Source organism: Streptomyces sp. NPDC047974, assembly GCF_040653375.1.
Lineage (GTDB): Bacteria > Actinomycetota > Actinomycetes > Streptomycetales > Streptomycetaceae > Streptomyces.
The window spans coordinates 26514-48498 of record NZ_JBEZNU010000032.1 but is presented as its reverse complement, the minus strand read 5'-3'; the positions used below and the strand labels follow the sequence as shown (position 1 = coordinate 48498).

Annotated in this window: 7 protein-coding genes; 2 read left to right on the top strand and 5 right to left on the bottom strand. The window is 75.1% G+C overall.

Going from position 1 to position 21985, the window contains the following annotated elements:
- Positions 1–101: 101 nt before the first annotated feature.
- Positions 102–13784, bottom strand: coding sequence for an SDR family NAD(P)-dependent oxidoreductase (locus AB0E19_RS32255; protein WP_362186425.1), 13683 nt, complete (start codon positions 13782–13784; stop codon positions 102–104).
- Between the two features lie 336 nt (positions 13785–14120).
- Between AB0E19_RS32255 and AB0E19_RS32250 the strand changes: the two genes are divergently transcribed.
- Positions 14121–14498, top strand: a complete 378-nt coding sequence (locus AB0E19_RS32250) for an SgcJ/EcaC family oxidoreductase (RefSeq protein ID WP_362186422.1) — start codon at positions 14121–14123, stop codon at positions 14496–14498.
- 126 nt (positions 14499–14624) lie between these two features.
- Here AB0E19_RS32250 and AB0E19_RS32245 read toward each other — a convergent pair whose 3' ends face one another.
- Positions 14625–15392, bottom strand: coding sequence for an SDR family oxidoreductase (locus tag AB0E19_RS32245; protein ID WP_362186419.1), 768 nt, complete (start codon positions 15390–15392; stop codon positions 14625–14627).
- 426 nt (positions 15393–15818) lie between these two features.
- Between AB0E19_RS32245 and AB0E19_RS32240 the strand changes: the two genes are divergently transcribed.
- Positions 15819–18311: a BTAD domain-containing putative transcriptional regulator gene (locus tag AB0E19_RS32240; protein WP_362186416.1), complete on the top strand. Its 2493-nt coding sequence runs from the start codon at positions 15819–15821 to the stop codon at positions 18309–18311.
- A 76-nt stretch (positions 18312–18387) separates the two neighbouring features.
- Here the strand turns inward: AB0E19_RS32240 and AB0E19_RS32235 are convergent, their stop codons facing one another.
- The 3 genes from AB0E19_RS32235 to AB0E19_RS32225 all read right to left on the bottom strand — a co-directional run bounded on the left by AB0E19_RS32235 (position 18388) and on the right by AB0E19_RS32225 (position 21942).
- On the bottom strand, positions 18388–19971 hold the full coding sequence (locus AB0E19_RS32235) for an aminotransferase class III-fold pyridoxal phosphate-dependent enzyme (protein WP_362186413.1): 1584 nt from the start codon (positions 19969–19971) through the stop codon (positions 18388–18390).
- A 125-nt stretch (positions 19972–20096) separates the two neighbouring features.
- Positions 20097–20861 (bottom strand): alpha/beta fold hydrolase, encoded by a 765-nt coding sequence (locus AB0E19_RS32230; RefSeq protein ID WP_362186410.1) that lies wholly within the window; start codon positions 20859–20861, stop codon positions 20097–20099.
- Between the two features lie 100 nt (positions 20862–20961).
- Positions 20962–21942 (bottom strand): 3-oxoacyl-[acyl-carrier-protein] synthase III C-terminal domain-containing protein, encoded by a 981-nt coding sequence (locus AB0E19_RS32225; RefSeq protein WP_362186407.1) that lies wholly within the window; start codon positions 21940–21942, stop codon positions 20962–20964.
- Positions 21943–21985: the final 43 nt, after the last annotated feature.

Here is a 21985-nt window from a genome sequence, read left to right as displayed (position 1 = left end):
CTCTCCCCCAGGTGTGGTGTGCGTGTGGCGGCGGCGGTCCGCCGATGGCTGTGGCGTTGGGTGTGGTGTTGGGTACGGCGCCTGTGCGCGCGGTGCGGTACTCACTCCAGCTCGTCGAGCAGGGCGAACAGCTCCTCGTCGCTGGCGCTCTCCAGGTCCGCGTCGTCGTCCTCGCGACCGCCGGGGGCGGCTTCGGCCCCGGCCGTCTCGGCCAGGCTGAGCAGCTCGCGCAGCCGGGCGGTGAGGAGGGCCTGGCCGTCGGAGCCGGCGGCCGCCACCTCCTTGATCAGCGAGGTGAGGCGGGAGAGTTCCTTGAGGACGGGTTCGGCGGACGGGGTTCCGTCGAGGCCGAGCTGGTCGCGCAGGTGGGTGGCGAGGGCGCCGGGGTTCGGGTGGTCGAAGACCAGCGTGGTCGGCAGCCGCAGGCCGGTGGCGGTGTTGAGGCGGTTGCGGAGCTCGACCGCGGTCAGCGAGTCGAAGCCCAGCTCCTGGAACGCCCGGTCGGCGTCGATCGCCGACGGATCGGCGTGTCCGAGGACCCCGGCCACCTGCGCCCGCACCAGGTCCACGAGGGCCGCTTCCTGCTGGCCCGGGGACAGGGCGGCGAGCCGCTCGGCGAGGGTGGCGCCGCCCGCCTGGTCGCCGGTGGTGGCGGCCGCCGCGCGCTTCGGTGCCCGGCGGACCAGGCCGCGCAGCAGGACGGGCGGTTCGGTGTCCGCGGAGCGCAGCGCCGCGGTGTCGAGGCGCGTGACGCCGAGGACGGCTTCCCCGGTGGCGGGGGCGGCGTCGAACAGCTCCATGGCCTCGGCCGTGCGCAGCGGCAGGAGGCCCGAGCGGGCGAGCCGCTTGATGTCGGCGTCCGTGAGGCTGCCGGAGAGTTCGCTGCTCTCGGCCCACAGGCCCCAGGCCAGCGACAGACCCGGCAGGCCCTGGGCCCGGCGGTGCGCCGCCAGGGCGTCGAGGAAGGTGTTGCCGGACGCGTAGTTCGCCTGCCCGGCGGTGCCGAGGAGGCCGGCGACCGACGAGTAGAGGACGAAGGCGGTGAGGTCGAGCTCGCGGGTGAGCTCGTGGAGGTTCCACGCCGCGTCGACCTTGGGCAGCAGGACGGCGTCGAGCTGCCGGTGCGTGAGGGCGGAGAAGACGCCGTCCTCGACGATGCCGGCGGTGTGGACGACGGCGGTGAGCGGCTGCTCGGCGGGAACGGCGGCCAGGAGCCCGGCCAGCGCCTCCCGGTCCGTCACGTCGCACGCCGCGACCGTCACCGACGCACCGGCCTCCTCCAGCTCCGCACGCAACTCGGCCGCACCCGGGGCGTTCTCGCCCCGCCGGCTGACCAGCAGCAGATGACGGGCACCGTGCTCGGCCACCACGTGCCGGGCCAGGACCGCACCCAGCGCACCCGTGGCACCCGTGATCAGCACCGTCCCCGCGTCCCAGCGGGGACCGGAGCCGCCGTCGGACTCGGCGTCCGCCTGGACCGCCTGGGCCCGGGCGAGCCGGGGCACGAGCAGCGATCCCGCCCGCACCGCGACCTGCGACTCGCCGCTCGCCAGGGCGGCGGCGAGGGCCCGGTCCGAGGCGTCGGACGCCTCGGCGGTGTCGAGGCCGGGGTCGAGGTCGACGAGGACGATCCGGCCGGGGTTCTCGGTCTGCGCGGAGCGCACCAGGCCCCACACACCGGCGTGCGTCAGGTCGGTCACGTCCCCGCCGTCGGCGGAGACGGCGCCGCGCGTCACGACCGCGAGCCGCGCGTCGGCGAACCGCTCCTCGGCGAGCCAGGAGCGCACCACGTCGAGGACCCGGGCCACGGCGCCGCGCGCCGCCTCGCCCGTCACGGCGCCGCCGGAGGCCGGCGGCAGGACGACCAGGCCCGGTGCCGCGGGCACGTCCGACACGTCCGTGGCGCCGGCCGGCAGCTCGAAGCGGTCCTCGGGCAGGGCGGGCTCGCCCGCGGTGGGCGGCAGCGCCGTCCACGCGACACGGAGGAGTCCGTCCCGGGTGCCCGCTCCCGCGGCGCGCAGGACGTCGAGGGAGAGCGGGCGCAGGTGCAGGTTCTCCACGGTGGCGACGGGCGTGCCGGCGCCGTCGGTGACGGTGAGAGCGGCCTGCAGGGTGTCGGCGTCGGGGCTGGTCAGGGCCAGGCGTACCCGCAGGGCGGTGGCGCCGGTGGCGTGGAGGGCGGCGCCGCTCCAGGCGAAGGGCAGCCAGGACCGGCCGTCCTTGTCGGCGACGCCCGGGAGCAGGGTGTGCAGGGCGGCGTCGAGGAGCGCGGGGTGCAGACCGAAGCGGGCGGCGTCGGCACGCTGCTCCTCGCCGAGGGCCACCTCGGCGAACAGCTCGCCCTCGGCCTTCCAGACCCGGCGCAGGCCCTGGAACACCGGGCCGTAGCCGTAGCCCTGCTCAAGGAGCCGGTCGTACGCGCCGGTCAGGTCGACCTCCTCGGCCCCGGCGGGCGGCCAGGCCGCGAGCGCCTCGGGTCCGGGGGTCCGGTCGGCGGCGAGCGTGCCGGTGGCGTGCCGGGTCCAGCCGGCGCCGTCGGCGTCCGCCTCGGGCCGGGAGTGGATGTCGACGGTGCGGCGTCCGGTGTCGTCGGCGGCGCCGACGGCGACCTGGAGGTGCAGGGCGCCGGTCTCCGGCAGGACGAGCGGGGCGGCGAGGGTGAGTTCCTCGACGTGGCTCGCACCGGTCTCCTCGGCGGCGCGGGCCGCGAGTTCGAGGAGGCCGGTGCCGGGCAGGAGGGTCACTCCGGCGACGGCGTGGTCGGCGAGCCACGGGTGGCCGCCGCGCGAGACGCGGCCGGTGAGGACGTACTCGTCGCGGTCGGCGAGGGCGACGGCGGCGCCGAGCAGCGGGTGGTCCGTGCCGGACAGGCCGAGGCCGTTCGCGTCGCCGGTGCCGCCGGCGGGGCCGTCGAGCCAGTAGCGGGCGTGCTGGAAGGCGTACGACGGGAGAGCGGTCCTGCGGGCGCCGGGGAAGACGGCGTCCCAGTCGACGGACGCGCCGGAGGCGGCGAGCAGGCCGAGCACCGCGGCGAAGGAGCGGCCCTCGGGGCGGTCCCGCCGCAGGACGGGGGCGACGACCCCGGGGTCCTCGGTGAGGCAGTCCTGGACGAGGGCGGTGAGGACGCCGTCGGGGCCGAGCTCGATCCACTCGGTGACCCCGGCGGCCTCCAGGGTCCGCACGCCGTCGAGGAAGCGGACGGCCTCGCGGATGTGGCTCGCCCAGTAGTCGGCCGAGGCCAGCTGCTCGGGGGTGGCGAGCCCGCCGGTGAGGTTGGAGACGACGGGGATGCGGGGGGCGTGGTAGACGAGCCCGCCGGCGACCTCCCGGAACTCGTCGAGGACCTCCTCCATGTGCGGGGAGTGGAAGGCGTGGCTGACGGACAGCACCTTCGCCTTGCGGCCCTTCTCCTTCCACGCGGCGGCGAGGGCCGCCACGTGGTCGGCGTCGCCGGAGATCACCGTGGACGACGGGCCGTTGAGCCCGGCGACGGTGACGGCGGCGCCGGCGGGGAGCCCGGCCAGCTCGGCGCGGACCTCCTCCTCGGTCGCCTGGAGCGCGGCCATGGCGCCGCCCTCGCGGGCGGCCTGCATGAGCCGTCCGCGTTCGGCGACGAGGACGCAGGCGTGGTCGAGGTCGAGGACGCCGGCCAGGTGGGCGGCGGTGACCTCGCCGATGGAGTGGCCGAGGAGGTAGTCCGGGGTGACCCCGTGGTGTTCGAGGAGCCGGAACAGGGCGGTCTCGACGGCGAACAGGGCGGCCTGGGTGAAGGCGGTCTGGTCGACGAGGGCGGCGTCGGCGGAGTCGGCCGGCGCGAACAGCACCTCCTTCAGGGGACGCGGCAGTTCCTGGTCGAGGCGCGCGCAGACCGCGTCGAAGGCGGCGGCGTACACGGGCGAGGTCTCGTACAGCTCCCGGCCCATGCCGAGCCGCTGGGAACCCTGGCCCGTCAGCAGGAACGCGGTCTTGCCGCGCCGGGCGGCGGCCCGGACGACGTCCGGTGAGACCTGGCCGCGGGCCAGGGCGTCGAGTCCGGCGAGGAGTTCGTCGCGTCCGCCGGCGGTGACGGCGGCGCGGTCGTCGAGCAGGGCCCGGGTGGTGGCCAGGGACCAGCCGATGTCGGCGGCGTCGGTGCCGGGGTTCTCGGTGACGTACGCGTGGAGGCGGGCGGCCTGGGCGCGCAGCGCGTCCTCGCCGCGGGCGGAGAGGAGCCACGGGGTGACGGGGACGGCCGGGGCGGCCGGGGCGGCCGGGGCGGCGGCCTTCGCCGGCGGCTGCTCGATGATGACGTGGGCGTTGGTGCCGCTGATGCCGAAGGAGGACACGGCGGCCCGGCGGGGCCGGCCGGCCTCGGGCCACGGGGTCTCCTCGGTGAGGAGCTCGATGGCGCCGGCCTCCCAGTCGACGTGCGGGCTGCGCTCGTCGGCGTGGAGGGTGCGGGGCAGCACGCCGTGGCGCATCGCCTCGATCATCTTGATGACACCGCCGACGCCGGCGGCGGCCTGGGAGTGGCCGATGTTCGACTTCAGCGAGCCGAGGTAGAGCGGACGGTCCTCCGGCCGGTCCTGGCCGTAGGTGTTGAGCAGCGCCTGCGCCTCGATGGGGTCGCCGAGGCGGGTGCCGGTGCCGTGCGCCTCGACCGCGTCCACGTCGGCGGCGGTCAGGCCGGCGGCCGTCAGGGCCTGGCGGATGACCCGCTCCTGGGCCGGGCCGTTCGGGGCGGTGAGGCCGTTGCTCGCCCCGTCCTGGTTGACCGCGGAGCCCTTCAGCACGGCGAGGACCTGGTGGCCGTTGCGCACCGCGTCCGACAGGCGCTCGACGAGCAGCAGGCCCACACCCTCGGCCCAGCCGGTGCCGTCGGCGTCCGCCGAGAACGACTTGCTGCGGCCGTCGGCCGAGAGTCCGCGCTGGCGCGAGAACTCCACGAACACGCTGGGTCCCGCCATCACGGTGACGCCGCCGGCGAGGGCGAGGTCGACCTCGCCGCCGCGCAGGGCGTTGGCCGCGAGGTGCAGGGCGACCAGGGACGACGAGCAGGCGGTGTCCACGGTCACGGCCGGGCCTTCGAGGCCGTACGTGTAGGACAGCCGGCCGGAGACGACGCTGGAGAGGTTGCCCGCGAGGAGGAAGCCCTCGAACTCCTCGGGGCTGGCGGGCAGCCGGGCCGCGTAGTCGTCGTACATCGCGCCGGTGTACACGCCGGTGTGGGAGCCGCGGAGGGTCGCCGGGTCGATGCCGGCGCTCTCGAAGGTCTCCCAGGCGGTCTCCAGGAGGAGGCGGTGCTGCGGGTCGGTCGCAGTGGCCTCGCGCGGCGAGATGCCGAAGAACTCCCGGTCGAACAGGTCGGCGTCGTGGAGGAAGCCGCCGTGGCGGACGTAGGAGGTGCCGGCCTGCTCCGGGTCGGGGTCGTACAGGTCGTCGAGGTTCCAGCCGCGGTTGACGGGGAACTCGCTGATCGCGTCGACGCCGTCGGCGACGAGCCGCCACAGGTCGCCGGGCGAGGAGACCCCGCCCGGGTAGCGGCAGGCCATGCCGACGATGGCGATGGGCTCGTTCGCGGTCGCGGTGGTGCGCTTCTTCGCGGGGGCGGCGGGCGCGGCGGCGCCGGCGGCGCCCTCGGCCTTGCCGAGGAGGAAGGCGGCGACGGCGGCCGGGCTCGGGTGGTCGAAGACCAGGGTGGCGGGGAGCCGGAGCCCGGTGGCGGCGTTCAGCCGGTTGCGGAGCTCGACGCCCGCGAGGGAGTCGAACCCGGTTTCCTTGAAGGCCCGTTCGGGGTCGACGGACCGGGCGTCGGCGTGGCCGAGCACGGTGGCGACGACACCGCGCACCAGGTCGAGGACGCTGGCGGCCCGCTCCTCCGCGGAGAGCGCGGCGAGCTGCCCGGCCCAGTCCGATCCGGCGGCGCCCGGGCCGGACGCCACGGCCCGGCGGGCACGGGCGGCGGCCGGGACGATCCGGCGCAGCAGGGCGGACGGCTCGCCGGCGGCGCGGAGCCGCGGCAGGTCGAAGGCGGCGGGGACGGCGAGGGCGTCGCCCGAGGCGAGGGCGGCGTCGAAGAGGGCGAGGCCGCGGGCCGCGTCGAGCGGGTTGATGCCGGCGCGCGTCCAGCGGGCCAGGTCGGCCTCGCCGAGTCCGGCGCCCATGCCCTGCTGGGCGTCCCACAGGCCCCAGGCCAGCGACAGGGCGGGCAGGCCCTGGGCGTGGCGGTGGGCGGCCAGGGCGTCCAGGAAGGTGTTGGCCGCCGCGTAGTTGGCCTGTCCCGCGGTGCCGGTGATGCCGGACACCGACGAGAAGAGGACGAAGGCCGACAGGCCCAGGTCGCGGGTGAGGTCGTGCAGGTGCCAGGCGGCGTCCACCTTGGGTGCGAGGACGGTCGCGAGCTGCTCGGGGGTGAGCGCGGCGACGGTGGCGTCGTCGAGGACGCCGGCGGTGTGCACGACGGCCGTCAGCGGGTGCGCGGCGGGCACGCCGGCCAGCAGGGCCGCGACGTCGTCGCGGTCGCCGGCGTCGGCGGCGGCCACGGTGACGCGGGCGCCGAGGGCGGTGAGTTCGGCGGTCAGCTCGTCGGCGCCGGGGGTGGCGGGGCCGCGCCGGCTGCTCAGCAGCAGGTGGCGGACGCCGTGGGCGGTGACGAGGTGCCGGGCGAAGAGGGCACCGAGGCCGCCGGTGCCGCCGGTGACGAGGACGGTGCCGTCCGGGTCGAAGGCGGCCGGCCGCGTGTCGCCGTCGGCTTCCGGCGCGGCGGTGGCGCGGGCGAGGCGGGGCGCGTGGAGGCGTCCGTCGCGCAGCGCGAGCTGCGGCTCGCCGGTGGCCAGGGCCCGCGCGAACACGTCGGTGTCCGTGCCGGACTCCTCGGTGTCCACGTCCAGGAGGACGATGCGGCCGGGGTGTTCGGCCTGGGCGGAGCGGACGAGTCCCCAGACCGGGGCGGCGGCGAGCCCGTCCACCTCGTCGCCGGGCAGGGCCGCGACCGCGCCGCGGGTGACGACGAGGAGCGGCGCGTCGGCGTGCGCCTCGTCGGCCAGGTGCCGCTGGAGGAGGTCGAGCGCGGTACGGGCCGTGGCGTGCGCGGCGGACGGCCGGTCGTCGGCGGCGTCGGTGTCGGCGGTCTGCGGGACGCGGAGGACGACGGGCTCGGGGACGGCCTCGGCCGGCTCTCCGCCTGCCTCCTGCCACTCCACGCGGTACAGCGCGTCGGGCGTGGTGTCGGCGGCCCGGCCCAGGCGCGCCTTGGGCACCGGCCGCAGGGTCAGGGCCGCGACGGACGCCACCGGGGCGCCGGTCGTGTCGGCGAGCAGCAGGGAGACGGTGTCGGGTCCGGCGGGCGAGATCCGGACGCGCAGGGCGGTGGCCCCGGACGCGTGGAGGACGGTGTCGGACCAGGCGAAGGGCAGCCGGATCTCGTCCGGCGCGCTGTCCTTGGCGGCGTCGAGGACCAGCGGGTGCAGGACGGCGTCGAGCAGCGCGGGGTGCACGCCGAAGCGGGCGGCCCGCTCGTGCTGGTCCTGGGGCAGCCGGATCTCGGCGTAGACGTCGGCGCCGGCGCGCCAGAGGGCGGTGAAGCCCTGGAAGGCGGGGCCGTACGCGTATCCGAGGTCCTGGAGGCGGGCGTACACGCCGTCGAGGGGCTCGGCGGTGGCGCCGGCGGGCGGCCACTCGCGGAGGTCCTCGGGGGCGGCGGTGCCGGTCGCCGGGGCGAGGGCGCCCGTGACGTGCCGGGTCCACAGGGACTCGCCGTCGGTGAGGGGCGCCGCGTCGTCGCTCACCCGGGTCTCGGGCGACGAGTGGACGGTGAACGGGCGGGCGCCCGTGGCGTCGGGGGCTCCGACGGTGACCTGCACGCGCACCGCGCCCTGGCGGGGCAGGGCGAGCGGGGCCTCCAGGGTGAGCTCCTCGACGCGGCCGGCGCCGGTCTGGTCGCCCGCCGCGACGGCGAGCTCCAGGAAGGCGGTGGCGGGGACGAGGACGGTGCCGCCGATGGTGTGGTCGGCCAGCCAGGGGTGGGCGCTCAGGGAGAGGCGGCTGGTGAGGACGACGTCCTCGCGGTCGGCGAGCCGGACGGTGGTGGCGAGCAGCGGGTGGTCCGCCGGGTCCAGACCGAGGCTGCGGGCGTCGCCGGAGGCCTGCGGGGCCAGCCAGTAGTGGGCGCGCTGGAAGGCGTACGTGGGCAGGGCGGCGGCGGGCCGGGCCCCGGGGAAGAACGAGGCGCGGTCCAGGGGCGCGCCGGCGGCGTGGGCGCCGGCGATGCCCGCGAGGAGGGTGCCGGGCTCGGCGCGTCCGGACCGCAGCAGCGGGTAGGCGCGGGCGGCCGGGGTGGCGAAGGAGCCGGTGGCCATGGCGGTGAGCACGGCGTCGGGGCCGACCTCGACGAAGACGGTCGCGCCCTGCTCCTCCAGGGTGCGGACGGCGTCGAAGAAGCGGACGGCCTCGCGGATCTGGGTGACCCAGTACGCGGGCGAGGTGAGCTGCCCGGGTTCGGCGAGCGTGCCGGTGACGGTGGAGACGACGGGGACGGCGGGCTCGCGGTAGTCCAGCTCCTCGGCCGTGCGGCGGAACTCGTCGAGGACGGAGTCCATGTGCGGGGAGTGGAAGGCGTGGCTGACGGTGAGCCTGCGGGTCCTGCGGTCGCGGGCGCGCCACGCCTCGGCGATCTCCTCGGCGGCGTCGGCGTCGCCGGAGATCACGACCGCGGTGGGGCCGTTGACGGCGGCGAGCGCGACGCGGCCCTCGTAGCCGGTCAGGCTCTCGGTGATCTCGTCGGCGGAGGCCTCGACGGCGATCATCGCGCCGCCTGCCCGCGCGGCCTGCATGAGCCGGCCTCGGGCGGCCACCAGGCGGGCGGCGTCGGCGAGGGAGAACACGCCGGCGGCGTGCGCGGCGGCGAGTTCGCCGATGGAGTGCCCGGCGAGCAGGTCGGGGGCGAGCCCGTGGTGTGCGAGGAGCCGGAAGAGGGCGACCTCGACGGCGAACAGGGCGGGCTGGGTGTACGTGGTGAGGTCGAGGAGCTCCGCCTCCGGGGTGCCCGGCTCGGCGAACAGCAGCTCGCGCAGCGGCCGGTCGAGGTGCGGGTCGAGGCTGTCGACGACCTCGTCGAGGGCGCGGGCGAACACCGGGTGGGCGGCGTACAGTTCGCGGCCCATGCCGGCGCGCTGGGCGCCCTGGCCGGTGAAGAGGAAGGCGGTGCGCCCGGCGCGGGCGGCGTCGCCGGTGACGACGTGGGCGGCGTCGGTGCCCCGGGCGAGCGCGTCGAGCCCGGCGAGGAGCTCCTCGGTGGTGGAGCCGTACACCGCCGCGCGCTGTTCGAAGGCGGTACGGGCGGCCAGCGCGGCGCCGGCGGAGGCGGCCTCGGTGCCGGGGTGCTCGGTGAGGTGGGCGTGCAGGCGGGCGGCCTGCTCGCGCAGGGCGTCCTGGTCGCGGGCGGACAGCACCCACAGGGCGGGGGCGGTGACGCCGTCGGTGGTGTCGGCGGCGGGGGCCGGGGCCTCGTCGCCCTGCTCCAGGACGACGTGGGCGTTGGTGCCGCTGATGCCGAAGGAGGACACGGCGGCCCGGCGGGGCCGGCCGGCCTCGGGCCACGGGGTCTCCTCGGTGAGGAGGCGCGCCGCGCCGGACTCCCAGTCGACGTGCGGGCTGGGCTCGTCCACGTGGAGGGTGCGGGGCAGGACGCCGTGGCGCATCGCCTCGACCATCTTGATGATGCCGCCGACGCCGGCGGCGGCCTGCGCGTGGCCGATGTTGGACTTCAGCGAGCCCAGGTAGAAGGGGCGGTCGCCGGGCCGGTCCTGGCCGTAGGTGGCGAGCAGGGCCTCGGCCTCGATGGGGTCGCCGAGGCGGGTGCCGGTGCCGTGCGCCTCGACGGCGTCCACGTCGGCGCCGGTGAGTCCGGCGTCGGCGAGCGCCTGCCGGATGACGCGCTGCTGGGAGGGGCCGTTGGGGGCGGTGAGGCCGTTGCTGGCGCCGTCCTGGTTGATCGCGGTGCCGCGGATGACGGCGAGGACGCGGTGGCCGTGGCGGCGGGCGTCCGAGAGCCGCTCGACGACGAGGAGGCCGACGCCCTCGGCCCAGGAGGTGCCGTCGGCGGCGGCGGAGAACGACTTGGAGCGGCCGTCGGCGGCGAGGCCCCGCTGCCGGGAGAACTCGACGAACATGCCGGGCGTCGACATGATGCTGGCGCCGCCGGCGATGGCCATCCGGGACTCGCCCTGGCGGACCGAGCGGACGGCCATGTGGAGGGCGACGAGCGAGGACGAGCAGGCCGTGTCGATGGTGACGGCGGGGCCGACGAGGCCGAGCTGGTAGGCGATGCGGCCGGACATGACGCTGGGCGTGGTGCCGGTGAGGAGGTGGCCCTCGACGGCCTCGGCGCCCTCGTGCATGCGCGGCCCGTAGTCGAGGGTGGTGGCACCGACGAAGACGCCGGTGCGGCTGCCCTTCAGCGTCTCCGGGTCGATCCCGGCGCGCTCGACGGCCTCCCACGCGGTCTCCAGGAGGAGCCGCTGCTGCGGGTCCATGGCGAGGGCCTCGCGGGGGGAGATGCCGAAGAAGCCGGCGTCGAAGGAGCCCGCGCCGCGCAGGAAGCCGCCCCGGTCGACGGCGCTGCGGCCGCTGCGGTCCGGGTCGGGGTCGAAGAGGTCCTCGGGCCAGCCGCGGTCCTCGGGGAAGCCGCCGATGGCGTCGACGCCGTCCGCGACGATCCGCCACAGCTCCTCGGGCGAGGCGACCCCGCCCGGGTAGCGGCAGGCCATGCCGACGATGGCGATGGGCTCGTCGTCGCCGGCGACCGGCGTGAACAGGTCGTCGTCCGCGTCACGGACGCCGGTGAGCTCGGCGAGCAGGTGCTCGACCAGGGCGGCCGGGGTGGGGTGGTCGAAGAGCAGGCCGCTGGGCAGCCGGAGGCCGGTCGCCGTGGCGAGGGACTCCCGCAGCTCGACCGACATCAGCGAGTCGAAGCCGAGGTCCTTGAACGGAAGCCGGGCGTCGACGGCCGAGGGGCTCGCGTACTCCAGGACGGCGGCGACGTGGGCGAAGACGAGGTCGGCGACGGTGGTGCGGCGCTCGGCCTCGCCGAGGCCCGTGAGCCGCTGGGCGAACGCGCCGCCGTGGGCGCGCGGCGCCGCGGACGCCTCGGTCCCGGCCGGGGAGGCGGCCGGAAGCTCCGCCGCGGCGCGCGGGCTGCCGGAGACCCAGTAGGGCTGCCGCTGGAAGGCGTACGTGGGCAGGGCGACCTGGCGCGGCGACGCGCCCTCGAAGGCGCGGGTCCAGTCGACGGGGGCGCCGTGCACGAAGGCGGCGGCGAGCGCGGAGGTGAAGGTCTGCGCCTCGTCGCGGTCGCGGCGCAGCACGGGGACGGCGGTGACGCGGTCCACGGCGGCCACCGAGTCGCGGGTCATGGCGGACAGGACGCCGTCGGGGCCGAGTTCGAGGAAGACGCCGACTCCGGCGGTCTCCAGGGTCCCGACCGCGTCGGCGAACCGCACCGCGCCACGGACCTGGTCCGCCCAGTACTGCGGCGTCCGCAGATCGTCACCCTCGGCGAGACGGCCCGTCAGCGTCGACACAACGGGAATCGAAGGCTCGGCGAACGTCAGCTGGGCGGCTTCCGTGCGGAAGTCGTCGAGCATGCCGTCCATGTGCGGAGAGTGGAACGCGTGCGACACCGTCAGCCGCTTGGTCTTACGGCCCTGCTCCCGCAGCTTCTCCGCGACCGCGAGGACCGCGTCCTCATCACCCGAGATCACCACCGAGGTGGGGCCGTTGACGGCCGCGACCGCCACCCGGCCCTCAAACAGCGGCAGAACCTCGTCCTCGGCAGCCTGGACGGCCACCATCGCGCCACCCGACGGCAGCCCGTCCATCAGAGAGGCACGCGCCACGACCAGACGGGCCGCGTCCTCCAGGGACAGCACCCCCGCCACGTGCGCGGCCGCCAGCTCACCGATCGAGTGACCCGCCACGAAGTCCGGACGCACACCCCACGACTCCACCAGCCGGAACAGCGCGACCTCGACGGCGAACAGCGCCGGCTGCGTCATCCCCGTACGGTCCAGGTTCTCGCCCGAGGCGATCACCTCGCGCAGCGACACCTTCAGCAGACCGTCGAGGACGCCGACGATCTCGTCGAACGCCTCCGCGAACTCCGGGAACTTCTCCGCCAGTTCGAGGCCCATCCCGGCGCGCTGCGCGCCCTGGCCGGTGAACAGGAACGCCGTCTTGGCCGCTTCGGCGGCGGAGCCCCCGACGGCGCCGGGCGCCGGGTCGCCGGCGGCGAAGGCGCCGGTGGCGGCGAGGAGTTCGCCGGTGCCGGTGCCGAGCACGACGGCGCGGTGGTCGAAGAGGGTGCGGGTGGTGAGGAGCGACCAGCCGATGTCGGCCGCGTCGGGCGCGCCGGCACCGTCGGCACCGTCGGCGAGGGCCTGGTGCAGGCGGGCAGCCTGGGCGCGCAGCGCCTCGGGGGTGCGCCCGGACAGCACCCAGGGAGTGAGGCCGGCCCGCGCGGCGGGGGCCGGCTCGCCGCCGGAGGTCGCGGTCTCGCGCGCGGGGCTCTCCGCCACGACGACGTGGGCGTTGGTGCCGCCCATGCCGAAGGACGAGACGCCGGCGATCAGTTCGCGCTCGGGGTGCGGCCAGGCGGACAGCTCGCGCTGCACGGCGAGGCCGAGTTCGTCGAGCGGGATGGCCGGGTTGGGCGTCTCGAAGTTGAGGCTCGGCGGGAGTTCGCGGTGGGTCAGGCTGAGCAGGGTCTTGATGAGCCCGGTGATGCCGGCGGCGCCTTCGAGGTGGCCGACGTTGGTCTTGGCGGAGCCCACGTGCAGGGGCTCGCCGGTCGGGCGGTCCGCGCCGAGGACGGCGCCGAGGGCGGCGGCCTCGATGGGGTCGCCGACCGGCGTGCCGGTGCCGTGGAGTTCGACGTACTGCACCTCTGCGGGGGTGACGCCGGCCTTGGTGTACGCCTCGCGGAGGACCTGCTCCTGGGCGGCGGCGCTGGGCACGGTGAGACCCGGGGTGGCGCCGTCGTTGTTGACGGCGCTGCCGCGGATGACGCCGTAGATCCGGTCGCCGTCGGCGAGGGCGCGGTCGAGGGGCTTCAGGACGACGACGCCGGCGCCCTCGCCGCGGACGAAGCCGTTGGCGCGGGCGTCGAAGGTGTAGGCGGTGCCGTCGGGCGAGAGCCCGCCGAAGCGCTCCTCGGCGAGGGCCGCCTCGGTGAGCAGGTTGAGGTTCACGCCGGCCGCGATGGCGGTCTCGGACTCGCCGGTGCGCAGCGACTCGCAGGCGAGGTGGACGGCGACGAGCGACGAGGACTGGGCGGCGTCGACCGTGAGGCTGGGGCCCTGGAGGCCGAGGAAGTAGGAGACGCGGTTGGCGATGACGCCGCGGTTCACGCCGGCCATGGTGTGCTGGGTGACGGCCTGGTCGCCGTACCGGTAGACGAGCCCGGCGTAGTCGTCGCGCAGGGTGCCGACGAACACGGCGGTGCGGCTGCCCCGGAGGGTCGCGGGGACGACTCCGGCGTCCTCCAGGGCCTCCCAGGCCAGTTCGAGGACGATCCGCTGCTGCGGGTCCATCGCGGCGGCCTCGCGGGGGGAGACGCCGAAGAACGCGGCGTCGAAGTCCTCCACCCGGTCCAGGAAGCCACCGCGCCGTACGCCGTCCTGCGCGGCCGGCGTGGAGTGCTCCAGGCGTCCCTCCGGTGCTTCGGTGATGGCGCTCGAACCGTCGCGGAGCAGGGTCCAGAATGCGCCCGGGTCGGCGGCGTCGGGGAGCCGGCAGGAAATTCCCACCACAGCGATGCCCGCACCATTCCCGTTTCCGGGACCGTTGACGACAGGGGTGTGTTCGACCGTCATCGCGCTCGACTGACCTTTCATCGCAGAAGCACAGAAGAACTGTCCGACTTCATCATCGAAAACAGGCAGACAGCTGAAGCCCGAACGAACTTACCGACCACCGCTAATTGCCTCGTTCGGGCTCGGTAATGTTCCGGTAGGCCCCTGGTCATGGCGGTGGAATCCGCGTCGGAGAGCGTTCGGTTACCTTGTGGTGAGCGGTGGGTGAGTCGGGGTCGGTTAGCTTTTCCGAAAAGCATCGCCGATCGAGATGAAAGTGGGACCGGATTCGCCATGGCAATTGAACTCACCGATGACGCCACCAAGATGACGGAGCTCTACCAGAAGGCGTTCAACTCCGGTGACCCGAATGTGGTCAACCAGCTGTACACCGACGCCGCCGTGACGGTCTGGGAGCCGGGCAACCCGAAGACGGGTCAGGAGCGGAAGGACGCGCTGGCCGAGTTCCTCTCCCTCAAGCCGACGATGAACGCCAAGCTGCGCACGGCCTACGTGGCGGGCGACGCCGCGCTCCTGGTCGTCGACTGGACGATCGACGTCACCGGCCCGGACGGGACCGAGGAGCACCACGAGGGCGTCGGCAACGACGTCCTGCGCCTCGGCGAGGACGGCAAGTGGCGCTTCGCCATCGACCACCCGTTCGGCAACTGAGCGCGGGCAGCGAAAAGGGTCCGGCCCCCGCCGTGGCGGGGGCCGGACCTGGGTGCTCACCGAAGAGCTCCCACCGTGACGCGCTCAGCGAGGGATGCTCGCCGAGACGTGCCCGGTGGGTACCGCTCAGCCCTCCTGCGGGGCCGAGATGTGCTGCGCCAGACCACCGTCGACCGGCAGCTTGACACCGGTGGTGAAGGTGGCGTCCGCGGCGAGGAACAGCGCGGCGGAGGCGATCTCGTCGACCGAGCCGTGGCGCTTCATCGGGGTGATGGCGTCGCCCACCGCGTGGAAGCCGGCGCGCTCCTCGGCGGAGAGGCCCGCGGCACCGGCGGTGGGGGTGTCGATGAAGCCCGGCTGGACCGCGTTCACACGGATGTTGCGCGGGAGCAGCTCGGAGGCGAGCACCTGGGCGAAGGACCACAGGGCGGCCTTCGACGCCGAGTAGACGCCCATGCCCGGGGTGCCGGTGACGTCGGCGATCGAGGTCGTGAAGACGATGGCGCCACCCTCGTTGATGAGCGGGGCCAGGGCCTTGACGGTGAAGAACGCGCCCTTGGTGTTGATGTTGAACTGGCGGTCGTAGGACTCCTCGGTCACCAGGTCCAGCGGGCCGAGCTCCGAGATGCCGGCGTTGATGAACACGTAGTCGAGCGTGCCGAGCGTGTCCTTGACGGCACCCGCGAGGGCGTCGATGTCCGAGAGGACGGCGGTGTCGGAGACCACGGTGTGGCCCTTGGCGCCCAGCGTGTTCTTGGCGTCCTGGAGGTTCTTCTCGCTGCGGCCGGTGACGATGACCTCGCCGCCGCCGTCGACGAAGTGCTTGGCGATGGCCAGGCCCATGCCGTTGCTGCCGCCGGTGACGAGAGCCTTCTTGCCTGCGTACTTGCTCATTCTCTACTCCTTGTATTTCCAGCACTCGCGCTGGTCGGCCGTCTCCTGCGCCGTCGGCCGGACGTGCTCATGGAAACACGGCACCCTGGAGAGCTACTTGAGCTTTCATCCAGGCGTCTGACCTGCGCCTGGGACCCGTCCGAACGGGTGGTGGACACCTCAAACACGGCTTCCACGGGGCTTCCATGGGGCCTCTACGGGCCTTCGAGAGACCTCTGCGACCCTGGGCGCGGGGCACTGTCGGCCGCATGCCGTCGCACTGGACCCGTGGCCCTGGGCGTCGCCGTCATCTTCCCGTTGCGCGGCTCGATGCTCAAGGGCCGGCTCGGAGTCGAGTCGAGACCATGCGGCCATGCCCCCCGGGTGGGGGCTGCGAGCGATGCAGTCCATGACGACGATCGCGCGGGGGAATTGATGCGGTTTCGGATGCTGGGACCATTGGAGATCACGGCCGACGACCAGTCGTTGGCGTTGGGGGGTTCGAAGCAGCGGGCGACACTGGGGTTCCTGCTGCTGCGCGTCAACAAGGTGGTGGCGACCAGTCAGCTCCTGAAGGCCCTGTGGCCGGAGGACGAGGCGCCCAACTCGGCGCGCAAGATACTCCAGAACACGGTGTGGGGCCTGCGCCGCGTCCTGGCGGCCAACGGGGACAACTCCAGCTGCGACCCCAGCGCCCCGTGGGTCGTCACCCAGCAGCCCGGCTACATGCTGCGCGTCAGCACCGACCAGATCGACCTGTTCCGGTTCCGCACCCAGGTCGAGGAGGGCCGGGCGCGGCTCGCCGCGGGCAAACCCGACCTGGCCGCCCAGCAGTTGAAGGACGCCCTCGCGCTGTGGCGCGGCCCGGTGCTCGCGGACCTGGTGGAGGGCGGGGTGTCCTGGCCCGAGCTCGCGGCCGTGCAGGGCGCGCGCCTCGACGCCCTGGAGGACTACTTCGAGGCCGAGCTGGCCCGGGGCCGTCACCAGGCGATCCTCGGCGAGCTGGAGACCCTGGTGGAGACCGAGCCGCTGCGGGAACGCGCCTGCGGCCAGCTGATGCTCGCCCTGTACCGCTGCGGCCGGCAGGCCGACGCGCTCAGTGTCTACGCGCGCGTACGGGCGGAGCTGGTGGAGAACCTGGGCCTGGAGCCCGGGCACGACCTGCGCCTGCTCCACCAGGCCATTCTCAACCAGGATCCGGAGCTCATCCTCCCGAGCAGTCCCATGTCCGCCCAGCAGTCCCTGCCGATGGGCTGGTCCGCTGCCCGTCCGGTGGCCCTGGCCGGCCTCTCCGCCGCCACGCCCCTCCTCGCCCCGGTGCCCGAGGCCATCGCCGTCCCCGGCGCGGCCGACCGTCCCCGTGCCGGGGTCGACCCCCTGATCCCCGCGCAGACCCGGGGCCTCCCGGACCGGACCGCGCCCGCGGCCTCGCCGTCGGGCGCGACGGCGTACGGCACCGGTGAGCTGGCCGCCCCGGCGGCGGGCCGCACCCCGGTGTCGGCCGAGCGGAGGTGGCTCGGCGTGCTCCTGATCCGCACCGAACCCACCCCGGAGGCCCTGGAGTCGCCCGTCGACGTCGTCGACCGGTCGCTCGCCGAGACGTCCGCCGCCGTCCGCGAGGAGGTGGAGCGGCTGAACGGCAGCCTCGCGGCGACCATCGGCTCGGTGTCCCTGGCCCTGTTCGGCGTGCGCCGCAGCCACGGCGACGACACGACCCGGGCGGTCCGGGCCGCCCTCGCCGTGCGGGACCGGCTCGCGCACACCGGGCTCGTCGAGTTCCGGGCCGCCATCGACACCGGTGAGGTCCTCGTCCACTTCTGCCCGGACGACGAGAACACTCCGCCCCAGGTGAGCGGCCGGCTCCTGGACGGCGCGCACACGCTCCTCGCGGGGATCCCCGCGGGCGAGATCCACGCCAGCGCCGGTGTGCACAGCGCGACCGAGGCCGCCTTCTCCTATCTCCCCACGGACGGTCCGGGCACCGGGTGGAAGCTCACGGGCCCGCGCCGCGACCGGCCCGGCCTCCACACCCTCCCGATCGTCGACCGGGAGTACGAGCTGGAGCTTCTGAGCGGCCTGGTGGAGCTCGCCGAGCACCGTGCCGCGCCGCACCTCGTGACCATGGTCGGCGCCGACGGGGTGGGCAAGACCAGGCTCGTGATGGAGCTGGGCCGCCGGGTGGCGGGCCGCCCGGACCTGGCGCAGTTCCTCGCCGCGACGACCCCCGCACCGGACGCGGCCGGCGCGGGCCCGCTCGCCGTGCCGGCCGAGCTGCTGCGCGCGTACTGCGGGATCCTTCCCGGCGACCCGCCGGAGAAGGTGCGCGGCAAGCTCGCCCGGCCGCTGCGGGAGCTGCCGCCCGGGCCGCCGTCGGACGCCGACGGCGAGCGCGCGCTGTCGCTCCTGCTGCCGCTCGTCACCCTCGGGGACGCCGGGGCGGGCGGCGAGCGGGGAGCCGGCGGCGTCGGGCGTACGGTCGAAGTCCTGGACGCCTGGCGGTCCTTACTCGTGCGGGCCGCGCGGGTGCGGCCCGTGGTGATCGCCGTCGACGACCTGCACCTGGCCGACGACCTCCTCCTCGACTGCGTGGAGCGGCTTCCCGAGGCGGCCGGCCCGGTGCCGCTGGTGGTGGTCGCGGCGGCGCGCCCCGAGCTGCGCGAGCGCCGCCCGGTGTGGGGCGCGGCCGCCCCGCACACCACCACCCTCACCCTGTCGCCGCTGTCCGACACCGCGGTGGACCGGCTGCTCGACCTGCTGGTCACCGAGCCGGCGGCCGGGATGGACAAGCGGAACGGCGGGCTGCTGCACCGCACGCTCCAGGGCGCGGCCTGCCACCCGCCGGCCGACCGCCGCCGCCAGGTGCGCGAACTGCTGCGGCTCGCCACCCCCCTGCCGGAGCTCCCGGCCGGGGCGAAGTCCCCCGAGCCCCTCGCGGGCTGACGGTTCCTCGGGACTCGGGACTCCTCGTGGGGCCGCGGGCTCGCCGCCCGCGGCCCCACGCCGTCCGCGGGACCGGTCAGCGACCGGTCAGCCGGGCCTCGTCCGCGTCCCTCAGCACCTCGGCGACGGCCCGGAGGCCGGCCTCCAGCTGGGCGATCTCCGCGTCCGTGACCAGCACGGACGGCGCGAACCTGAGGGTGTTGCCGGCGCTCGCGGTGGGGAAGGTGCGCACCCGGTGCTCGCGCAGCAGGAATCCGGCGAGGTGGTAGCCGAGCAGCCCCGAGCGGGCCCCCTCGGCGATCACCTCGGACGCCGAACCGGACTGCTCGTGGAACTCCAGGCCCTGCATCAGGCCGCGGCCCCGCACGTCCTTGACCACCTCGGGGAAGTCGGCCTGCACCTTGCCGAGCGCCTCGGCGAGCCGGGCGCCCCGCTCCTCGGCGAGCCGGTAGGCCCGGCCGCCGTCGGCCTCCAGCATCTGCAGCACCTTGAGGGCGATGCGCGTGGAGAAGCCGTCCTTGGCGAAGGTCGAGCTGTGCACGAGCTCGAACTCGTGCCGGTAGCGGCTCTGCCGGGTCAGCATGACCGAGGTCTTCGCCAGGCCGCCGCCCAGGCTCTTGGCCAGGACGTAGTAGTCGGCGTGCAGCCCGATCGCCGAGCTGGCCAGCATCCGCCCGGTCCGGCCGACGCCGCTCTGGATCTCGTCGACGACGATGGGGACGCCCGCCGCCGCGCACTCCCGCTGGATCTCGGCCACGAAGGCCTCCGAGAGCGGGACGATGCCGCCCTCGCCCTGGATGGGTTCGAGGAGCAGCGCCGCCACGCTCGGGAAGGCGTGCTCCACGACGACGACCTGGCCGCCGCGCACCGCGAGGCCGTGCAGGACGGTCCGCTCCTCGGCGAGGGTCCGGCGGAGCGCCTCGGCGTCCTCGCGCGGCACGAAGCGGGCCTGCGCGGCGAGGGCGGTGAACGGCGTCCGGTAGCCCGGGTTGTGGGTGAGCTGGACGCTGCCCACGAGCTTGCCGTGGAACGAGCCCTCCAGCGTGAGGAAGACCGGGGCCCGGCCCGCCGCCTCGGCGTTGCGGCGCTCCGCCTCGGCGGCGAGGGCCTCGAAGCCGGTGGCGCCGGCGGCGGCCGGCACGCCGAGGTCGCGGAAGGCCTCGGCGGCCACCACGGCCTCACCGGTGAGGACCGCGGCCCGCGCCTCCGCCAGCTGCGCGGCGACGCTCTCGGTGAGCTCGCCGACGCGCATCACACGGTCGAGCTCGGCGTGCTTGACGGCCGCCTCGATGGCCTCGGCGCCGCTGTTGCCGAAGATGGCGAAGTACGGCTCGTCGGTGCCCAGTTCGCGCTGGAGGACGCGGTTGAGCTGGTTGGCGACGGCGTCCGCGTCCGGGTGCCGGGAGAACTGCGCGAGCACCGGGGTCCCCCAGTCGAGCAGTTCCTTGGCGTGCGCGACGATCTCCGGGTTGTTGTGCCCGAAGAACAGCGAGCCGTAACCGCCCGCCGCGTCGAACACCTCGACCTCACGGCCGTCCGGGCCCTCGTAGTACAGGGTGTTTCCCGAGGCCCGCTTGTACGCGACGTCGAGTCCCACGGAGCTGAGAAAACCGAGAATGTACGGCTCCGCCAACTCGGGTTGCTGTGTCTTGGAATTCATGCCGCCCTCTTTCCGGCCACGTCGACCACGTCGACCACGAAGCGTTGCGGCGACCCTATCCACGGCCTGGAACCGGAAGGCCTCTCGCTTTTCTCCCGCCGGGTCATGCCGCGGTCATCGGCCGCTCATTTCCCGGCGGTGGGCACGGTCACGGAACCCGCGGTGAGCGCGGAATGGACGACGCGGGCGACATCGGCCTGCCGGCCGTCGAGGTAGAAATGCCCGCCGGGGAAGATCCGGACGTCCGTCCTGGCCTCGGTGTGCTCGCGCCAGGCGGCGGCCCGGTCCGTGGTGACCACCGGATCGCTGTCGCCGACGAGGACGGTGAACGGCATGGAGAGCCGCGGGCCCTCGGTCCAGGCGTAGGAGCCGATGGCGCGGTAGTCGGCGCGCAGGCTGGGCATCACCATGGCCATGATCTCCGGGTCCTCCAGGACCTGGCTGCCGGTGCCGCCGAGCCGGCGGATCGCGGCGATCACCGCCTCGTCGTCGTCCATGCGGTCCAGCGGGTTGCGGAACGGCGTCGGCGCGCCGCGGCCCGACAGGAAGAGCCGCACCGGGGCCGGGAGGTCCTGGCCGGCGAGGCGGCGGGCCGTCTCGTAGGCGATGACGGCGCCCATGCTGTGCCCGAAGAAGGCGTACGGCCGGTCCAGGTGCGTGACGATCTCCCGGGCGACGGCGTCCGCGAGGCGTCCGATGTCGTCGATCGGCTCCTCCAGACGCCGGTCCTGCCGGCCCGGGTACTGCACGGCCACCACGTCGAACGCCGGGTTCAGCTCGCGGGCCAGGCCCACGTAGGCGCTGGCCGCGCCGCCGGCGTGCGGAAAGCAGAACAGCCGCGGACCGCTCGCGCGTATCGCGTCGAAACGCCGGAACCACTCACCACTCACGATGTCTCTCCCCTGTCGATGCCTGGGCCGGCTCCCTGGTCGGAGCGGCCTCGTCCGTACCGATGTTCCGAGAACCCCGCGGCGCCGTGGACGGGGGTCGCTAGCGGAGGATCTCCACCACGGCGCAGCCGACGGTGCGCGAGCAGCCGCCGACGAGCGCCACGAGGTCCCCGGGCCGTACCGCGCCGGTCTCCAGGAGGTGGGCGAGTCCGGCGATCTGGTCGCCGGCGCCGAGGTGTCCCACCTGCCGCCCCCAGCCCCAGGTGGTGCGGCTCTCGTCGATCCCGTCGGCGGTGCGCCACCGCCACACCGCGGAGTCCCGGCCGACGTTGGAGAAGACGAAGCGCGCGACGTCGTCCAGGGTGTGTCCGGCCTCGGCGACGGCGGTGCGGACGGCGTCCCGCTCGCGCGTGGCGAGGAGGGACGCGGCGCCCGGTCCTTCGTCGGCGCGGTGGCGGCAGTCGGTGGCGGAGGGCGCCTCGCGCCAGGCGAGGTCGGCGCGGAACAGCGTGCCCTCGGGCGGTTCGCCGAGGACCACGGTGGAGAGCACCCGGGCCACTCCCCCGGTGCGGGTGAGGACGAGCCCGGTGGAGCCGTCGCCGAGGACCGCGCCGCTGGTGTGGCGGTAGCGGTCGCAGCCGGCGGCGCCCCCGGCGTCGGTGGTGGCGACCAGCGCGACGCCGTCGCCGTCGAGCGCGTCGAGGTACGAGGCGGCCGTGTGCAGGGCCAGCACTCCGCCCCCGGCGGACCGTACGACCTCCAGGGTGGTGGCCCGGTGTCCGGCCACCTCCTCCTGGACCCGCGCCCCGGCGGCGCCCTGGAGCGAGCCGCACCGGGTGGACTGGGCGTGGACGACGAGGTCGAGCTCGCGGCCGGCGCGGCCGGAGGTGCGCACGGCGTGCGAGGCGGCGGAGTGGGTGAGCTGCTCGGCGCTCTCGCGCTCGGCGACGCACACGGCGTCGTACCCGTCGCGGCGCCAGGTCCGGAGGCTGTAGCGCCCGGCGGTCACCGCGGGGCGAATGGGCTCACGTCGTCCGAGCCGGACCGTGGCAGCACCGACGTACACGCTGTCCCAACGCATCGTCCACCCCTTCATCCGGACGGCCAGCCTGTCACAGGCCGCT